The organism is Oceanihabitans sediminis (genome assembly GCF_003337215.1).
Classification (GTDB): Bacteria; Bacteroidota; Bacteroidia; order Flavobacteriales; family Flavobacteriaceae; genus Oceanihabitans; species Oceanihabitans sediminis.
The window spans coordinates 1,123,983-1,143,003 of the sequence record NZ_QPIG01000001.1; the positions used below are offsets into that span (position 1 = coordinate 1,123,983).

Consider the following 19,021-nt stretch of genomic DNA (forward strand, 5'->3'; position numbering starts at 1 on the left):
TTAACGAAGTATTGCTTAGAGAAGGAGTTTTATATTTTATAAAAGAATATGTCTAGCTAACTGCTTCTTTGATTCTTTTTATAGCTTCAATAATTTGTTCTTGACTTGCTGCATAAGAGATTCTAATACAGTTAGGGTTTCCAAAGGCATCTCCTGTAACTGTTGCTACTAGAGCTTCTTCTAAAAGATACAAAGAAAAGTCTGTTGCATTGTTTATCTTTTTTCCTCTTAAAGTTTTTCCGAAGAAAGTTGAGATATTTGGAAACACATAAAACGCTCCTTCTGGAGTGTTTGTTTGGAATCCAGGAATGTCATTAAGTAGATTTAAAACTAAATCTCTTCGAACTTTAAATTCATCTATCATGAATTGAACTCTAGAAGGAGATTCGTTTAATGCAGTAATTACAGCACGTTGTGCAATACAGTTTGCGCCACTAGTTACCTGTCCTTGCATTTTGTTACAAGCTCGAGCAATAGCTTCTGGTGCACCTAAATAACCAATTCTCCAACCCGTCATAGCGAATGCTTTAGAAACTCCGTTAATGGTAATAGTTCTGTCAAACATTCCGTCTATTTCTGCAATACTTGTGTGGCCGCCAATAAAGTTTATGTGTTCGTAGATTTCATCTGAAACAACATAAATATTAGGATGTTTTCTTAGAACTTCAGCTAAAGCTTCTAATTCTTCTCTACTATACACAGATCCGCTAGGATTGCATGGAGATGAGAACCAAAGCATTTTTGTATTTGGTGTAATGGCAGCTTCTAACTGTTCAGCTGTCATTTTAAAATCATTTTCAATAGAAGTTTGAACTTCTACCGGAGTACCCTCAGCAACTTTTACAATATCGCTGTAGCTTACCCAATACGGACAAGGTAAAATAACCTCGTCACCTTTGTTTAGTAAAACCATAGCAACATTAGATAAGCATTGTTTTGCTCCTGTAGATACTACAATTTGTGGTAAGGTATAGTTTAGATTGTTGTCGCGCTTAAACTTAGTAATGATTGCTTGTTTTAACTCTACATAACCATCTACTGGTGTATAAGAATTGTAGTTATCATTAATAGCTTGAATTGCTGCGTCTTTAATGTAATCTGGTGTGTTGAAGTCAGGTTCCCCAAGACTTAACCCGATAATATCTTTCCCTTCTGCTTTTAATTCTCTTGTTTTTGCTGCCATAGCAAGGGTAGCAGAAGTGGACATGTTTACTATTCTATCTGAAAGTAGGCTCATTATGAAATATGTTTATGGTAAAGCGAATGGAATTAAGCCATACTAGGTTTTCTTCCTAGTTCTTTTAATTGTTCGTAATGTTCTGCAATTGCTGTCCAAATAGAGTCGTACTCGTTATATGGGAAGCTGAATTCGTTTGCAGTTTCTTTAACAATTTTAGCTATATTCTTATAGTGTACATGACTAATATGTGGAAACAAATGATGTTCTACTTGTCTGTTTAGTCCACCAGTATAAAACTCCACAAACCAACTTTTTGGTGAGAAATTAGAGGTAGTATATAATTGGTGGATAGCCCAAGTATTTTTCATATTACCATTTTCATCAGGTAAAGGTGTTTCGGTATTAGGCATAACATGTGCTAATTGAAAAATAACACTTAAGATAATTCCTGCTGTATAATGCATGATTAAAAAGCCTATTAATACTTGCCACCAAGTGTATCCTAAAGATAAAGGTAAAACTACCCAAACGGCATAATAAACTATTTTACCTATAATTAACTTGGTCCATTGTGTAGCTGGTTTTGGGAAATCGCCATAAGAAAGCTTTCTTTTAAGGTAAACATATGTTTGCTTAAAATCGGTTGTGATAGCCCAGTTCACAGTTAGTAAACCATATAAAAGGAAGGCATAGTACTTTTGGTATTGATGAATTTTTAACCATTTAGAATGTTTCGAAAAACGAATGATTCTTCCTGCGTCAATATCTTCATCATGACCTTGAATATTTGTATAAGTGTGGTGTAAAACGTTGTGTTGTACTTTCCAATTATAATCGTTACCAGCTAAAATATGAATGCTGCTTCCCATTAATTTGTTAACCCATTTTTTACTAGAAAAGGAACCGTGGTTTGCATCGTGCATTACGTTCATTCCTACACCGGCTATTCCAAAACCTATAACGATTACAGATATAATTTGTAACCAGGTTGGTAAATCTACTGTTAATAATAATATTAATGGACCTAGTAATAATGTGAACATTATTATAGTTTTAAGGTATAATTTCCAGTTTCCTGTTTTTTTAATATTATTCTCTTTAAAATAATTGTTGACTCTTTTGTTTAAAGTTCTAAAAAATTTTGCAGAGTCTGTTCTTGAGAACGATACTGTTTGTTTTGACATACTAAATTTGATTAATTTTAAGATAACGTTTTTTAAGGCGTTAAATATTATAGATACCAAAGATAAATAATATAACTGCTTATTAAATATAAAATTTCATAAAATTATGCAAATTAAAATCCATATTTTTGCGTAAATTAAAGTGTAAAATGGAACTCCTTTTAAAGTATTTTCCGGATTTAACCGAAGATCAAATAGAAAAATTCACCAAGCTAGAAGCGCTATACCAAGATTGGAACTTGAAGATTAATGTAGTTTCTAGAAAAGATATTGATGAGTTGTACCTGCGTCATGTATTACATTCTTTAGCTATTGCAAAAGTGATACAATTCAAACCGAACACTAAAATCATGGATGTTGGTACCGGTGGAGGTTTTCCTGGAATTCCTTTAGCGATTTTATATCCAGAATGCTCTTTTCATTTGGTAGATAGCATTAATAAAAAGCTAAATGTGGTAAGAGAGGTTGTAGAAGGTTTAGGTTTAGAAAATGTAAAAACCACCCACTCTAGAGTAGAAGAGATTCATGATACTTATGATTTTATTGTGAGTAGAGCTGTAGCGGCTATGCCAACTTTTGTTCATTGGGTTAAAGGGAAGGTAGCTAAAAAACAAAATCATGAACTTAAAAATGGTATTGTTTATTTAAAAGGTGGTGATTTAGCAGAAGAACTACAGGATTACCCGAAGGCTACTATTTATAATATTTCTGATTTTTATTCAGAAGATTTTTTTGAAACCAAAAAGGTGGTACACTTACCATTAAAATATAAAGGATAATTTTAAAAAAAAAAGGCTTCTCTGTGAGAAGCCTTTTTTGTGTTAGATAGGTTATGATTTTGGAAGTAATATAGCTGTCCATTCTTTATCATTTTCTACACCGTAAGTATAAGTACCGCTTAAGGTGTTCCCTGTAAATGTTCCTGTAAAATGAAAGTCATTGTTGTCTTTTATATCAGATTCCAAATCGTATAGGAGTCTATCTCTAGTAATCATCCATGTGCCATAAATTAAATATGTGTCTGATGGTGATGTTGCATCATGATATACGGTAGTGCCGTCTATATTAAAAGTTACATCAGCATGCCATGTTTGATGTGGAGGATCGTGGTTAAAGTAGAAGTCCCACTTTGTCCCATCTAAGTTAGAAGTGCTAAATACTAATTCAGGGCCATAAACTGTTTCTGCCTTAGATGAAGCATACACTCTGAAATAATAAAGCGTATTTGGAGCTAATCCTCTTATTTTACTAGTGAACGTGTTGTTTGATTCCTCTACTTTGTTCTCATTAATAGTTGGATGCGGAGTTGTACCCCAACTTACCCCTCGTGATATAATTTCTTCTCTGCCACTTGAAGTGATGTTTCCATTGATTTCAATTGATGTGAAGGTGATTTTCACATTCTTTTCCGTTGTATTACTTGTAATGTTTAACGCTAATTTTTCGTTATCATCTTCATTAGAACAGCTGATTGTGATAAAAGAAAACAAAAACAATGCAATACCTTTTAAGATAAAATTTTTCATGATTAAGGTGTTTTAAATGACACCTACTTCAAAATTTAGTTGGCTTTTCGGCTTATTCCCAACATAGCATTTGATAAAATATTCAACATAATTTTGTTGGTTTTAAGAATTAGTAATATTAGGTGAAGTCAACTTTTTTAGATTGGAACTAATCTTATTTTTTAAAAATTAGTTAATAAAGGGAGAGAAAATAAAGTTAGTGATTTTTATCTAGTTTATGTGTTAAGATATTGATAATAAACCTCTTGATGTTCTTTTTTCGAACTCTCCAATTAGCGTTGTAAACTTAAAAAGCCCTTAAAGTAATTTCTTTAAGGGCTTTTAAAAGTATGTTTATTTGTTTTAGAAAGAAGTTGCTAGGTTTAAGGTAACCCCTGTGTTTTTACTTACAGGTCTACAAACACCACCAACACAAATTAAACCACCTCTTTGTCTTCCGTAATTTAATGAAACTCTAGTTGCTCCTTTTGTGAAACTACCTCCTAAATTAAAGAAATGTATTTTTGAATTTTCTTCAATAGGACTATCTTCATAGTTATACGAGTCATTTAAATAAACTCCAAAATTAGAGTTGAAGAAGTACTCTACGGTACCTCCAAGCCAATTTCTAGCATCATCATCTGTAGATAGATGTTGTGCTTCTACTCTTAGAGATTTTCCTTTTCCAAATTTGTATGTTCCTTCTGCCACACCAATCCATGCATCTACTTTTGCTCCATTTGCTTCAACTAGGTAGTCAGAATTATAATGTAAGTCTATGAATGTAAAAATAGAGCTAAAGTTTTTAGTCCATTTTTTGTTTACTTCTAAATTAAATTCCGAATAAATTTTATTGTCAAAGTTTAAGAAATCACTTTCGTAAGTAAGGTTATCGCTACTAAAATATGGGATGCCATCTGGGTCTGAAATTTTTACATTTAGTGCAGCCCAATAAGCTAGGTTAGCTGAAACTTTTGTCCCGTATTTACCACCAAGTAAAGATCCTCTTTTGAATTTGTAAAATACATCTATTTGGTTTCCTATCTCTCCTGCTTTAGCTCGTGGAGACTCATAGTTTTCAATATATAAACCTGGTTGTGCTTGGTATATATAAATATTAGCAAGAGTATAGTCGTGTTGTTTTGTTAAAGCGGGTAAATAGTTTAGAGTTGCTCTATTAGTAGGATTATTAATTAAGTTTTTGTCTTCTCTTTGCGAGTAAAAACTCATGTTTTCTAACCTTCTAAAGGTGTAATTAACTCCGAATCCTCTAGCAGAATATCCTAAGTTGAATAATAAAGCGCTTCCGTCAAAAAGTTTATTTTCAGAAAAAGAAACTTTATTTGGTTGGATGTTATTTAGTCTAACATCTTTGTCCTTCATAACATATTCTACATTGGTATAAATGTCTTTAAAGCTAAGACCTAATCTTGCAGAGTATGCTCCTACATTTTTTGGGATTTCAATTTTTTCGGTATTCGTGCTAGTGCTTGTGAAATCCTCGTTTCGGTTTACATAGCTCAAACCTAAGCTTATTTGATCAAAGAAGTTAGATTTTACTATTTCATTTATGTTTAACTCTGCATTAAAAGCCATGATTTCTGAGTCTGATACATCAAAACCTCTTCTTTGGCTACCGTATAAACCTGTAACTTGTAAGAAACTAAAAGGTGTATACTTTATTTTACCACCTCTAATAGAGTTATTCATTCCTAGTGCTCTGTCTTCCCATGCACGAAGAATTAATCCGCTACCAAACTGCTCGTAAAAATGCCCTAGGGTAGCATCAACTTTGTCTGTTCTATAGTTAATATAATATTCGGCTAAGCCTACTTCTTTGTTTAGCTCCTTGTCGTAGTTTAATAGCGCTTGAGGTGCATAGCTTTCTACTTGCACACCTGCAGAGAAATTGTTTAAGAAGTAATAGTTTAGTTTTAAATAGCTGTTAGCTCTAAGGTGCTCATCTTCTTCAAATCTACCAGTTTCTTTATCGTTTAAATACCATTGTGCATTACTTTCAAAGCTTCCTGTTAGATTGTCCATGAACTTATTAAAAGTAGATGTTTCAGTCGCTGTTGAGTCTTGTTCTTCTTGACTAAATAAGAATGTAGGTAGAAGTAAGCAAGCTAGTACTAATTTAGTAGTGCTTTTCATTTTGGGAATTGTAATTTTTGGTTGGTTTTTGTGGTTTTTTTAGAGGCTTAGATATGCTTTTTTAGTTCTTCGTATAAAGCATCTTCTGCTCCAGGAGTATAGCCAGAATGTCTATATACTATTTCGCCATTTTTCACGATTAATGTTAAAGGCACTGTTGCAGTGTTTAAAGCTCTTTTTAAATCATTATTTGTATCTAGTAGTATGGTATAATCCCAATCCTTACCGTTTACTAATGGCTTAACTCTGTTTACTGTTCTTGAATCATCTATAGAAACAGCTACTAATTTTACATTTGTTTCATCTTGCCAGTCTTGGTAAACTTCATTAATGGCATCTAATTCGTTTTTACATGGTACGCACCAGGTTGCCCAAAGTGAAACAATTACTAAATCGTTTTTCGCAGTAAACTCGCTTAAACTTGTGGTTTCACCTTTTAAAGTTTTGATAGAAGTTTCTAAAGCTTGACTTTGTGAAAATGATAATGAGGTTATCATTAAGATAACAATTAGAGAGATTTTTTTCATAATTTTTAAGTATTGTAAAAGACTTTTATTTAATTGTGCTATATTCGGCAAAATAATCAAATTTAATAGCATAATGAAAACAAAAAGTCTTTTTAATTTATTCTTCATGTCATTCTTTGTAATGGCTCTTTCTTTAACTTCATGTGGCTCAGAGGATGACGGTTCTGATACTCCTGCAGATACTCCTGATGATGGACCTGCTGTAGCAACTTCTATTCTATTATCAGCTTCCGCTTCAAATATTACTTTAGGTGACTCAGTTACTTTTTTCGTAGTAGATGATCTTGGTAGAAACGTTTCAAATATGGCTACTTATACTGTGGATGGTGTAAGTGCTACTAATCCTTTTGTTTTTGATACTGCTGGTGGTGTATTTAGTGTTGAAGCTTCATATAATGGATTAGTGTCTAATGTTTTAGATATTACTGTTGCTGCCCCAAGTGCATATAGTGATGAATCAACTTTTGATGCAACAGGCGCATTAACAAATTTTACTAAAAAAGCTTTATTAGAAGATTTTACTGGTACTTGGTGTCCTAACTGTCCTCCGGCTTCAGCTGCTATTGATGCTGCTACAAATGCAAATGCTAATGTTTTTGGTGTTGGTTATCATGATGGAATGTCTAGTTACCCAGATCCAATGGAGATTCCTGAAACAGGGTATTGGTCATCTTATTATAATGTAACAGGTTTTCCAACAGTATATATAAATGGTCCTGATACTATATGGGACTTCCCTAACATGAGTCAGGTGAATGCAGAATTAGCTGAAACGGCAGATGTAGGTTTAGCTGTTGAAGCAAATATCGTAGGAGGTAAATTAGATTTAGAAGTAAAAGTAGGTTATGCACATGCTATTAATGAAGAAATCAAACTTATGATTTATTTAGTAGAAGATTATGTAACAACTTCTTCTCCACAAGCAGGATCTAGTTTAGGAGCAGGTTATGTTCATAGAGATGTTTTACGTGAAGTGTACACAGATCAGTTTGGAGATGTTATTCCTACTTCACATATTGGTGTTGGTGGTGTTTACACAAGAACCATTACAGGTTTAGATTTACCGGCAAATATTGATAACCAAAACCAATTAAAGGTTATTGCATTTGTTAGAAATACATATACAAAAACTTTTGTAGACTTTTTCGGAAATACGCATGTAGATTCTCCTCATTATGATATTTATAATGTACAAGAAGCTCATGTTGGCTCTAGTGTAGATTTTGACTAAATCATATTAGTATAAAAAGTAAAAGGCTTCTCATTGAGAAGCCTTTTTTATTGCCTTAATATTTTAACAGCGCTCCATGATCTATCTGGGTTTGTTCCAAACGTATAGGTACCGTTTATAGTTTTCCCTGAAAATGTTCCTGTAAAATGATAAGAAGTATTGGTTGATTACGATGCATCTAAATCATAACTTAAGGTGTTTCCAGATAAGGATCAAGTACCATAAGTTGGGAAAACACCAGGTTCAGATGGTTCGTCGTATACTGTTGTTCCATCTGCGTTAAATGTAACATCTGCATTCCAGCTTATGTTGTCAGTGTTTATTAAAAAATTCCAAGTAGTTACTTCTAAGGTGTATTCTTGTTCTGCTCTTTAGCTGTTGCTGCTATTTTAATTATTAAAAACAAAAAAACCGAAGCAACTGCTTCGGTTTTTTGAATATTTGTTAGTTGGTATTTCTTATCCTAAGAAAGGGTATCTGTAATCTGTAGGAGTTACAAATGTTTCTTTAATTAATCTAGGAGAAATCCAACGCATTAAGTTTTGTGCAGAACCAGCTTTGTCGTTAGTTCCTGAAGCTCTTGCTCCACCAAATGGTTGTTGTCCAACAACAGCTCCAGTTGGCTTATCGTTAATATAGAAGTTACCTGCAGCGTTTTGTAATGCAGTTGTAGCTTCTGTTATAGCGTAACGACAAGTAGATAGAATAGCACCTGTTAAAGCGTATTCACTAGTTTCGTCAACTAACTTAAGTGTTTCAGTGAATTTGTCTTCTTCATATACATAAATAGTAACTACAGGTCCAAATAACTCTGTACACATAGTTTCGTATTTAGGATTTGTTGTTACGATTACCGTTGGTTCAATAAAGTAACCTTTAGATTTATCGTAATTTCCTCCAGCAATAATTTCTGCATCTGCATCCGTTTTTGCTTGATCTATATAAGAAGCTAATTTATCAAAAGAACCTTCGTTGATAACAGCAGTAATAAAGTTGCTTAAATCTTCAGGAGATCCCATTTTGAAAGATTCTAAATCTTCAATTAAATACTTTTTAACATCTCCCCATAAGTTAGAAGGAACGTATACTCTAGAAGCAGCACTACATTTCTGACCTTGGAATTCAAAAGCACCTCTTGAAATTGCAGTAGCTACTTGTTTAGCGTTTGCAGATTTGTGAGCTACGATAAAGTCTTTACCACCTGTTTCTCCAACAATTCTTGGGTACGTTTTGTAGTTTGCTATATTGTTTCCAATTTGTTTCCATAAGTCTTGGAAAACTGGAGTAGAACCTGTGTAATGTAATCCAGAGAAATGCGGACTAGTCATAACAGTATCTGTAATCATTCCTGGGTTTCCAAAAACAACATTAATAACACCATCTGGTACACCAGCTTCTTTAAATACATCCATAATTACTTTTGCAGAGTAAATTTGGTTGTTACTTGGCTTCCAAACAACAACATTCCCCATTAAAGCCATACAAGATGGTAAGTTTCCAGCAATTGCTGTAAAGTTAAAAGGTGTTACAGCATATGTAAATCCTTCTAATGGTCTGTATTCAACTCTGTTCCAGGCATCGCTTGTACTTTCTGGTTGCTCATGGTAAATATCTGCCATGAATTGAACGTTAAAACGTAGGAAGTCAATAAGCTCACAAGCAGAATCAATTTCAGCTTGGTGAACAGTTTTAGACTGTGCAATCATAGTTGCAGCGTTAATCTTAGCTCTGTAAGGACCTGCGATTAATTCAGCTGCTTTTAAAAAGATTCCTGCACGTTGCTCCCAAGGAGTGTTTGCCCACGCTTCTCTAGCTTCTAAAGCTGTAGCAATTGCTTCTTCAACATGTTTCTTTTCGGCAAGATGGTACGTTCCAACTATGTGTTTATGATCATGTGGAGGTGACATAGTTCTGGTGTTACCAGTAGTTACGTCTTTACCGTTAATGTACATTGGTACATCCACTTGACTATTATACATTTCTTTGTATGCTTTTAGAACTGCTTCACGCTCTGGAGTTCCAGGAGCATATGATTTAACAGGCTCATTGACAGCGATTGGTACGTTAAAAAATCCTTTTCCCATATTTACTTTAGTTTTGTGTTCCGAAAAATTTCGGAAATTGAATATTTTTGAATAACATCCTAGTGGAAAACTAGGTTGACATTTTAAGAAACCAAAGTTACAATATTTTTATAGATTAGAAATTCTTTAATATCCTAAATACAAGTTAAAAGGAATACTTTTTTGTAATTTATTGTTAGGCTTACAGACTATAAGATTCATGTGTACAGTTACTATTATACCAAAAGGAGGAAGTGATTTTATTTTAACTTCTAATAGAGACGAAGCTCCTAATAGAGTAGCTCTTGCTCCAGAATTTTATAATATTCATCATGCTAAAATGCTTTTTCCTAAAGATAAAAAAGCAGGTGGCACCTGGGTTGGGCTGAGTGATAAGAATAGGTTGATCTGTTTGTTGAACGGCGGTTTTGAAAGACATAAAAGAAAAGAAAGCTACAGAATAAGTCGAGGAATTGTTTTAACCGACTTATTAGCTTCGGAGAAAATAGATGTTGCAATAGATGAGTACAATCTTATAGGTGTAGAGCCATTTACATTAGTTATAGCAGATTGGAATTCTACTTTAAAGTTTTATGAATTTGTTTGGGATGGTGAAGTAAAACATTTTAGTGATTTGCCTTTAGAGCCTAGGATTTGGTCTTCTTCTCCTTTGTATACTAAGGAAATGAAGCAGGAACGATATCGTTGGTTTGAAGAATTAAAAAAGGGAAAAAAATTGTCTGCAGAGAGAGTTTTGGAATTTCATAAAAATACACAGAGTAACAATACGGAATACGGTGTAATTATAGATAGAGGCTTTGTTAAAACAACAAGTGTAACACAGGTGGAGAAAAAGAAGGATGTTGTTTCCATGCGTTTTGAAAATCTACTAGAACCGCATATAACCGAAACTACTTTTTAGATTTCTACGATTGAAGAATAATTTTATTTATAAAATAGGAAGAGCTTTAGTTGATAGCAAAAGGAGCGCTTAGCTTGAATCTAGGGATGTCAACAAAAAACTTTTTAGAACTGCTGAAGTTTATCATTTCGTAAAAACCAAGCATAGCTCCAAAAGGAGAGTTTAGTAAACACCCTGAAGTATACACATGAGATTCCCCTGGTCTTATTATAGGTTTTTTTCCAATGACACCTTCTCCAGAAACAGTTTCTACATGATTTAATGCATCTAGAATTGTCCAATGTCTAGCGTTAAGCTGCACCGCATCTTTGCTTTGGTTTTCAATAGTTACTTGATATCCAAAAGCATACTGTATTTTGTAATCTTTATAGAGTGTGCCTTCAAAAGAAGTGTCTACTGTGATTTTTATGCCTTTTGTAACTTGCTGTACCATTTTAATTCTTGATAATCAATTGTTTGTTTGCTTAAAAATACTAAAATTAATTAATAGCTTTATATTATTAGTATTTCTTTAGTAATTGAAAGATACTGAATTATTCTATTTAATTTGAAATATTAACAGAACTAGCTTCACCCAGGCCTATAATTCTGTCGTATCTAGCGCCTAGGTCTCTGTAGTAAACTAGAACTTTGTAGTTGTTTTCTGTCTGCCAAAAGTTTCCGCTGATAGCGCCTTCGTCCAAGCTTCCGTCTGCACCTACAACAACGTATTTGTAATTGTAAAAACCTTGTTTTAGAAGTAGTTGATTTTTGTAAACCCCATGTTCGCTACTATAAGTCATTAGCGTGCTTTCGTTTGTAGTGTAATTATTAAAATTCCCATATACATGAAGTTCCTTGCCTGCTGGTAGTTCATCTATTTTTAAAGAGAAAAACATCCAAACATAATCAGCTTCAATACTTGGGTCTTCACCGTCTAAAACGGTTACTAAATAGTTTCCGTTAATGTCAGGATTGTAGGTGTATGGTCGGTTATGTCTTTCAATATTTGTGTATAAATAATTGTGATATAGTTCTTTAAGATCTATAAACTGAATGCCGGTATTTGAAGCTCTTACGTCTTTATTTTCAAACCATAAAAATTCATTTCCAGCCCAAAAACTAGTCTCTGTATCGTATTTGTAAATCAGTTCATTTCCTAAAGTGTACATGGGTTTGATACCGGAAATGGCTGTTTTTAAATTGTTATTCTGAATAATTACAGTTTTAACCGTTTGTTTTGGGTTGTTAAACGTAAGTCGATTAGAGGATATAGAAATATTAACTGCTTGTTTTTCTTGAATGTATTTAATGTCGCGAGGACGTTTAATGCTTACGCCTACATTGGCAAGTTCTTCGTAAACCATGAATTTTCTAGAAAAAATCAATTCGTCATAATCATCATAAATCTTCAACATATAATTTCCTGAAACTTTTAATTTTCGAGTTTGTTGATTCGGAATCCTTAGTTTGTAATTAGAATAAATTTGAAGGGTATTAAAGGAGTTTTCGTAAGTTCTTATTCGTTGTTTATCGAAACCTTCCATATATTCAATTTTGGATAAAACCGAAGGTGTCCAGTCGTAATTATAATGTTCAATTACATAATAATAGTCGTCTTCATAGCCGTTTAAAGCATCAAATTCTAGTTCTAAATATTCGCCAAGTCTTAAAACAGGAAGCTGACTTTCTGGAGTATTTCCTTTAAAATTTATTGTTTTTATATAATCGGGTGGAGCAACTTCTGTAGCAACTTGGCTGTAAATAGTTGAGGTGAAAAGAAGGCTTAGTAGGATATATTTTAAATTCATTAGATGGCAATTGCATTGAAGGAGTAAATATAAACAATTTTTATGCCTAAAAATCTTGTAGAACCTTTGAGAGTAAAATTCTTATGAAATTATTATGATTTAGGAATTGTTATTCCTAAATTTGCACGGATTTTTAAGGCACTTAAAAATTAGAACTATAACTATTAACAAATAGATTTATAAATATGTCAAACGACATTAAGATTAAGAAAGGTCTAGAGATTAAGCTAAAAGGAGTTGCGGAATTGGCAAAAGAAAATGCCATAATCAGCAACTTTTATTCTGTTAGACCAGAGGACTTTCACAGTGTTATTCCAAAATTAACAGTAAAAGTTGGAGCTAAAGTAAAAGCAGGGGAGCCTATTTTTTACGACAAGTCTAATGAAGCGGTTAAATTTGTTTCTCCAGTTTCTGGTGAAATTATTGACATTCCACGTGGAGAAAAGAGAAGAATTTTAGCAGTAAAAATTCAGGCAGACAAAGAGCAAACTTACCAAGACAATGGTAAATTTAATGTGGATACTGCGAAAGCAGAAGACGTTAAAGCGCATTTGTTAGCTTCAGGATGTTGGCCTTTTATTAAACAACGTCCTTATGATGTTATTGCAAACCCAGAAAAAGCACCTAAAGCAATTTTTGTTTCTGCTTATGCTTCTGCACCTTTAGCTGCAGACTTGGATTTTACCCTTCAAGGTAAAGAGGCAGAGTTACAAGCTGCGATTACTGCATTAACCAAATTAACCGAAGGAAAAGTACACGTTTCTGTTGCTAAAAACGGAAAATCACCTTTAGCTAATGTTTCTGGAGCTACTATTCATAAAGTTTCAGGACCACACCCTTCAGGGAATGTAGGTACGCAAATCAATAAAATTGATCCTGTTAATAAAGGAGAAGTGGTTTGGACAGTTAACGCACAAGACCTTGTGATTATTGGTGAGCTATTACTTACTGGTAAATTTAACGCAGAGCGTGTTGTTGCTTTAGCAGGTTCTTCAGTTAAAAAACCTAGATACTTTGTAACAAAGTTAGGTGCTGAGGTTGCTTCTGTTATTTATGATAACGGTGTTGATAAAAACGATAATATCAGAATTATTTCTGGAAACGTATTAAGTGGTAAACAAGTACAACCAGACGGATTCTTAGATTATTATAGCAATATAATAACTGTGATTCCTGAAGGTAATGATTACGAGTTTTTCGGTTGGAATAAGCCAGTATTTGATAAAGTTTCTACATCTAGAGCATTAACTTTCTCTTGGTTATCACCAAACAAGAAATACGACTTGACAACAAATACAAACGGAGAGCATAGAAACTTTGTAACAACGGGAACGTACGAAGAGGTTTTTCCTTTAGATATCTACCCAATGCAAATTCTAAAAGCTTGTTTATATGAGGATTTAGACGAAATGGAAGCTTTAGGAATGTATGAAGTTGCACCTGAAGATTTCGCTTTAACAGAATTTGTTTGTGTTTCTAAACAGCCACATCAAGAGATTATTAGAAAAGGTTTAGACTTAATGCTAAAAGAAATAGGATAATGGGTTTAAAAAATACATTACATAATTTAAAAGAAAAGTATAAAGGAACCAAGATGGCTCCTGCGTTTAACGCGATTCATACTTTCTTATACTTGCCAAATGAGACTACGCACAACGGGACTCATATTAAAGCGGCAGATGATTTAAAACGTACAATGAATACAGTAATCATGGCATTAGTACCATGTTTAATATTCGGTATGTTTAATGCTGGTTATCAGCATCACCTAGCTACAGGAACTATAGAAGCAGCAGAAGGATTTTTTAGTTATTCATTCTGGTCTATAGATAACTTAGTAGTTGGTCTTTGGAAAGTGTTACCACTTATTATTGTTTCTTATGGAGTTGGATTAGTAATCGAATTCATTTTTGCAGTAATTAAAGGTCATGAAGTAGAAGAAGGATACTTAGTAACTGGTATGTTAGTGCCACTTATTGTACCAATTGATATTCCATTATGGATGCTTGCAGTAGCAGTAGCTTTTGGAGTTGTAATTGGAAAAGAAGTGTTTGGAGGAACAGGGATGAACATCTTAAATCCTGCATTAACTATTAGAGCTTTCTTATTCTTTGCATATCCAACTTGGATGTCTGGAGATAAAGTATGGGTTCACGGAGCTGTAGAAACAGCTGGTACACCTGATGCAATTTCAGGAGAAACCATTTTAGGAACTCTAGCGCAAAACCAAGAAGTTTCTCATTCAATAGCAGATATGTTCTTCGGATTTATTCCGGGGTCTGTAGGAGAAACATCTACATTAATTATTCTATTAGGAGCATTATTCTTAATCTTTACTAAAATAGGAAGCTGGAGAATTATGTTGTCTTCTGTATTAGGAGCAATCGTAATGGGATTAATTTTCAATTTAACAGTAGATTCTGGTTGGATTACAGAAAGTAGTAAATTCTACGGATTAATGAGCACTGTATGGTGGCATCATTTAATTATTGGTGGATTTGCTTTCGGGGTTGTTTTTATGGCAACAGATCCAGTTACAGCATCTCAAACTAATAAAGGAAAATGGATTTACGGTTTCTTAATCGGATTCATTTCTATATTAATTCGTGTATTCAACCCTGCATACCCAGAAGGAGTAATGTTAGCAATTCTATTAATGAATGTTTTCGCTCCAACTATCGATCACTATGTAGTGCAAGGAAACGTAAAGAAAAGAATGAAACGTCTAAAAGCAAAAACTGCCTAAGAAGATGGAAAAAAGAACAGATAAAAATTCGTACACACTATTTTTTGCTGTAGCAATGGTAGTTGTTGTTGGAACCTTGTTAGCATCTTTAGCCTCAGGTTTGAAACCAACAATTGATGAGAATAGACGATTAGAAAAGCAACAAAACATTTTGTATGCTATGGGAGTTAATGAAAATGAAGGAACATCTGCAAATTTCGTTTCTACAACAAAAGCTCCAGAATTGTTTGAAAAACATATTACAAAACAGTTAGTTATTGAAGGTGATAAAATCACTGAAGATGATCAAGCATACTTAATCGATGTTAAAAAAGAACAAGCAAGTGCAAAAGCAGGTAACGTTAGAAGATTACCATTGTTTGTAGGAGAGAAAGATGGTGTAACATATTATATCGCACCAATTAGAGGAAAAGGACTTTGGGACGCAGTTTGGGCTTATATTTCTATGGATGAAAACATGGTTATTCAAGGAGCTTATTTTGATCACCAAGGGGAAACTCCAGGTCTAGGAGCAAACATTAAAGAGCGTTACTTTATGGACGACTTTATTGGAGAGCACTTATTATCACCAACAGGAGAATTCAAAGGTGTTGCTGTTTCTAAAAGCAACAACGACCCTAAGAACGAAAACAAAACAGATAATGCGGTAGATGCAATTGCAGGAGCAACCATTACAGGTGATGGTGTTGCAGCGATGATTAAAAACGACTTAAAGTTGTATGTGCCTTATTTTGAAAATTTAAAAAAGAATTAATTTATGGGACTTTTATCAAAAAAAGACGTAGCATTAATTAAAGATCCTTTAGCAGACGATAACCCAATTACAATTCAAGTACTTGGTATATGTTCCGCTTTAGCAATTACTGCAGAGTTAAAAGCGTCAATCGTAATGGCAATTTCTGTGGTTTTTGTATTAGGAATTGGTAACGTAGTTATCTCTTTAATGAGAAATATTATTCCTTCAAAAATTAGAATTATTGTACAACTTACTGTAGTTGCAACTTTAGTAATTATAGTGGATCAAGTTTTAAAAGCGTATTCTTATGAATTAAGTAAAACGCTAGGAGCTTTCGTTGGATTAATTATTACAAACTGTATCATTATGGGACGTTTTGAAGCTTTTGCTTTAGGAAATGGACCATGGAGATCTTTCCTTGACGGAATTGGAAACGCAGCAGGTTACGGTATTATCTTAATCTTAGTAGGTTTCTTTAGAGAGCTTTTAGGGTCTGGTACTCTATTAGGATATAAAGTACTTGGAGATTCTGTTGAAAAAACTGGATTATATGCATTAGGATATGAAAATAACGGATTCATGTTATTATCACCAATGGCTTTAATTGTGGTAGGAATCATTATTTGGGTACAACGTACTAGAAATAAAGCATTAATCGAAGACTAATATGTAAGCAGTAATCAGTTCAAACGCATAGTTTTACTATTTGTTGGAGTTGAAACTGAAAACTAAAAGAATATGGAACATATAGAATTATTTTTTAAATCGATATTTATAGATAACATGGTATTTGCTACGTTCTTAGGAATGTGTTCTTACCTTGCAGTATCTAAAAAAGTTAGTACAGCAGTAGGTTTAGGAGCTGCAGTAGTTTTCGTACTAGCAATTACGGTACCTTTAAACTGGTTATTAGATCAGTATATATTACAACCGGGAGCTTTATCATGGTTAGGAGCAGAGTATGCATCTTATGATTTAAGTTTCTTATCTTTTATCATGTTTATTGCAACTATTGCAACCATGGTACAGTTAGTAGAAATTATAGTTGAAAAATTTTCACCTTCACTATATAACTCACTTGGTATTTTCTTACCATTAATTGCTGTAAACTGTGCGATTTTAGGAGGTTCATTATTTATGCAGTCTCGTGAAATAGCAAGCTTAGGATTGGCATTAAACTATGGTATTTCTTCAGGAATAGGATGGTTCTTAGCTATTTTAGCTATTGCAGCAATTCGTGAGAAAATTAGATATTCAAACGTACCTCCAGCACTTAGAGGACTAGGAATTACATTCATCATTACAGGTTTAATGGCAATTGGCTTTATGAGCTTTGGTGGAATGTTAACAGGAGGAGACGAAGAAGAAGCTAAAGAAGAGACTACAGTTCAAGTTGAAGCTGTTGAAACGGAAAGCGCAAAAGAGTTAGCTAACAACACAACAATAAACGAGTAACATGATATTAGCAGCAAGTACATTAGGAACCATAGGAGTAACTGTAGCAGCTTTTTTACTAGTAACTTTATTATTAGTAGCCCTGTTATTATTTGTAAAACAAAAACTTTCACCTTCAGGACCGGTTAAAATTACTATTAACGGAGAACGTGAAATCGAAGTATCTTCAGGAGATAGTTTATTATCTACTTTAGGAAATCAAAAAATATTTTTACCATCTGCATGTGGTGGAGGTGGAACATGTATTCAATGTGAATGTCATGTATTATCTGGAGGAGGTGAAGCACTTCCAACAGAAACTCCTCACTTTACAAGGAAAGAGTTAGCTGATGGAGCACGTTTATCTTGTCAGGTAAAAGTAAAACATGATATGGAAATTTCTATTCCAGAAGAAATCTTCGGAATTAAGAAATGGGAAGCAACAGTGGTACGTAACTATAACGTAGCATCTTTCATTAAAGAATTCGTTGTGGAGATTCCAGAAGATATGGGATATAAAGCGGGTGGATATATTCAAATTGAAATTCCGCCATGTGAAATTAAATATTCAGAGATAGATATTACGGCTCACCCAGAAGAGCATGACACTCCAGATAAGTTTCAAGCTGAATGGGATAAATTTAATTTATGGCCATTAGTAATGAAGAATACAGAAACTACAGAGCGTGCATACTCTATGGCCTCTTACCCAGCAGAAGGGCGTGAGATTATGCTTAACGTTCGTATTGCAACGCCGCCATGGGACCGTAATAAAAACGGTTGGGCAGATGTTAATCCAGGTATTGCTTCTTCTTATATCTTCAACCAAAAACCAGGAGACAAAGTAGTTATATCAGGTCCTTATGGTGAGTTCTTCATCAATGAGTCTGAAAGTGAAATGTTGTACGTTGGTGGTGGTGCTGGTATGGCTCCAATGCGTTCTCACTTATATCACTTATTCAAAACCATTAAAACTGGTAGAAAAGTAACTTATTGGTATGGTGGACGTTCTAAACGTGAGTTATTCTATATAGAGCACTTTAAAGAATTAGAAAGAGACTTCCCTAACTTCAAATTCTATATGGCACTTTCTGAGCCGTTAGAAGAAGATAACTGGAAAGTAAAAGAAAATATTGATGCACCAGGTGATGGATTCGTAGGATTCATTCACAATTGTGTAATTGAAAATTATTTAAATCATCATGAAACTCCAGAGGATATTGAATTATATTTCTGTGGACCACCATTAATGAACAAAGCTGTTCAGAAAATGGGAGAGGATTTTGGTATCCCAGATGAGCATATTAGATTTGATGACTTTGGAGGTTAATATACCTTTGATTATAAAGCTAAAACCCAACGCGAAAGTGTTGGGTTTTTTGTTTTATAATAGTTCTTTCAGTCAGTGTTGTTATCTTGTAATAATTTTACTTATACTAGCAATTTCATTCAGTATGTTAAAAGTTTGTATGTAACACTCTTTAATCATCAAAGGCTTTTGCTTACTTTACATTTTTAAGTATATTCGGTGAAAATTTTTAATAAATTA

The 19,021-nt window shown here is 33.6% G+C and carries 17 protein-coding genes; 9 read left to right on the forward strand and 8 right to left on the reverse strand.

The features are described from left to right. Window positions 1-52 precede the first annotated feature (52 nt). Both DU428_RS05055 and DU428_RS05060 read right to left on the reverse strand, forming a co-directional pair. Window positions 53-1,237: a pyridoxal phosphate-dependent aminotransferase gene (locus tag DU428_RS05055; RefSeq protein WP_113966242.1), complete on the reverse strand. Its 1,185-nt coding sequence runs from the start codon at window positions 1,235-1,237 to the stop codon at window positions 53-55. A 32-nt stretch (window positions 1,238-1,269) separates the two neighbouring features. Further along, window positions 1,270-2,364, reverse strand: coding sequence for a fatty acid desaturase family protein (locus DU428_RS05060; protein ID WP_072349903.1), 1,095 nt, complete (start codon window positions 2,362-2,364; stop codon window positions 1,270-1,272). 149 nt (window positions 2,365-2,513) lie between these two features. On the opposite strand from DU428_RS05060, the gene rsmG reads away from it, so the two are divergent. Next, a complete protein-coding gene (gene rsmG / locus DU428_RS05065) occupies window positions 2,514-3,143 on the forward strand; it encodes a 16S rRNA (guanine(527)-N(7))-methyltransferase RsmG (protein WP_072349902.1) in 630 nt (209 codons plus the stop codon). Between the two features lie 51 nt (window positions 3,144-3,194). Here the strand turns inward: rsmG and DU428_RS05070 are convergent, their stop codons facing one another. The 3 genes from DU428_RS05070 to DU428_RS05080 form a co-directional block, all read right to left on the reverse strand. Continuing rightward, window positions 3,195-3,890, reverse strand: coding sequence for a hypothetical protein (locus DU428_RS05070; protein ID WP_113966243.1), 696 nt, complete (start codon window positions 3,888-3,890; stop codon window positions 3,195-3,197). 342 nt (window positions 3,891-4,232) lie between these two features. Then, window positions 4,233-6,023: a DUF6029 family protein gene (locus tag DU428_RS05075; RefSeq protein WP_113966244.1), complete on the reverse strand. Its 1,791-nt coding sequence runs from the start codon at window positions 6,021-6,023 to the stop codon at window positions 4,233-4,235. A gap of 47 nt (window positions 6,024-6,070) precedes the next feature. Beyond that, the gene (locus DU428_RS05080; protein ID WP_113966302.1) at window positions 6,071-6,550 is read right to left on the reverse strand and encodes a TlpA family protein disulfide reductase; all 480 of its coding nucleotides are present in this window, start codon (window positions 6,548-6,550) and stop codon (window positions 6,071-6,073) included. Window positions 6,551-6,656: 106 nt separating this feature from the next. On the opposite strand from DU428_RS05080, the gene DU428_RS05085 reads away from it, so the two are divergent. Continuing rightward, the gene (locus tag DU428_RS05085; protein WP_207802358.1) at window positions 6,657-7,781 is read left to right on the forward strand and encodes an Omp28-related outer membrane protein; all 1,125 of its coding nucleotides are present in this window, start codon (window positions 6,657-6,659) and stop codon (window positions 7,779-7,781) included. Between the two features lie 458 nt (window positions 7,782-8,239). On the opposite strand, the gene pruA is transcribed toward DU428_RS05085, so the two are convergent. Beyond that, entirely contained in the window at window positions 8,240-9,865 is a 1,626-nt protein-coding gene (gene pruA / locus DU428_RS05090) for an L-glutamate gamma-semialdehyde dehydrogenase (protein WP_113966246.1), read from the reverse strand. A 199-nt stretch (window positions 9,866-10,064) separates the two neighbouring features. On the opposite strand from pruA, the gene DU428_RS05095 reads away from it, so the two are divergent. Beyond that, window positions 10,065-10,766 carry an NRDE family protein gene (locus DU428_RS05095; protein ID WP_113966247.1) on the forward strand — a complete coding sequence of 234 codons (702 nt, stop codon included), beginning with the start codon at window positions 10,065-10,067 and terminating at the stop codon, window positions 10,764-10,766. A 46-nt stretch (window positions 10,767-10,812) separates the two neighbouring features. Here the strand turns inward: DU428_RS05095 and apaG are convergent, their stop codons facing one another. Next, the gene (gene apaG / locus DU428_RS05100) at window positions 10,813-11,199 is read right to left on the reverse strand and encodes a Co2+/Mg2+ efflux protein ApaG (protein WP_072349899.1); all 387 of its coding nucleotides are present in this window, start codon (window positions 11,197-11,199) and stop codon (window positions 10,813-10,815) included. A 109-nt stretch (window positions 11,200-11,308) separates the two neighbouring features. Next, window positions 11,309-12,556: a type IX secretion system plug protein gene (locus DU428_RS05105; RefSeq protein WP_113966248.1), complete on the reverse strand. Its 1,248-nt coding sequence runs from the start codon at window positions 12,554-12,556 to the stop codon at window positions 11,309-11,311. A 185-nt stretch (window positions 12,557-12,741) separates the two neighbouring features. On the opposite strand from DU428_RS05105, the gene DU428_RS05110 reads away from it, so the two are divergent. From DU428_RS05110 to nqrF, 6 genes are all read left to right on the forward strand, one after another. Beyond that, entirely contained in the window at window positions 12,742-14,097 is a 1,356-nt protein-coding gene (locus tag DU428_RS05110) for a Na(+)-translocating NADH-quinone reductase subunit A (protein WP_072349897.1), read from the forward strand. Further along, on the forward strand, window positions 14,097-15,302 hold the full coding sequence (locus tag DU428_RS05115; RefSeq protein WP_072349896.1) for an NADH:ubiquinone reductase (Na(+)-transporting) subunit B: 1,206 nt from the start codon (window positions 14,097-14,099) through the stop codon (window positions 15,300-15,302). Before DU428_RS05110 ends, DU428_RS05115 begins: the two co-directional genes overlap by 1 nt. A 4-nt stretch (window positions 15,303-15,306) precedes the next feature. Beyond that, window positions 15,307-16,056, forward strand: coding sequence for a Na(+)-translocating NADH-quinone reductase subunit C (locus DU428_RS05120; RefSeq protein WP_113966249.1), 750 nt, complete (start codon window positions 15,307-15,309; stop codon window positions 16,054-16,056). A 3-nt stretch (window positions 16,057-16,059) separates the two neighbouring features. After that, the gene (locus tag DU428_RS05125) at window positions 16,060-16,704 is read left to right on the forward strand and encodes an NADH:ubiquinone reductase (Na(+)-transporting) subunit D (protein ID WP_072349894.1); all 645 of its coding nucleotides are present in this window, start codon (window positions 16,060-16,062) and stop codon (window positions 16,702-16,704) included. Window positions 16,705-16,776: 72 nt separating this feature from the next. Further along, window positions 16,777-17,493: an NADH:ubiquinone reductase (Na(+)-transporting) subunit E gene (nqrE, locus tag DU428_RS05130; protein ID WP_072349893.1), complete on the forward strand. Its 717-nt coding sequence runs from the start codon at window positions 16,777-16,779 to the stop codon at window positions 17,491-17,493. Between the two features lies 1 nt (window position 17,494). After that, complete coding sequence (nqrF, locus tag DU428_RS05135) at window positions 17,495-18,802, forward strand: NADH:ubiquinone reductase (Na(+)-transporting) subunit F (protein ID WP_072349892.1); 1,308 nt, start codon at window positions 17,495-17,497, stop codon at window positions 18,800-18,802. The last annotated feature ends 219 nt before the right edge of the window (window positions 18,803-19,021 follow it).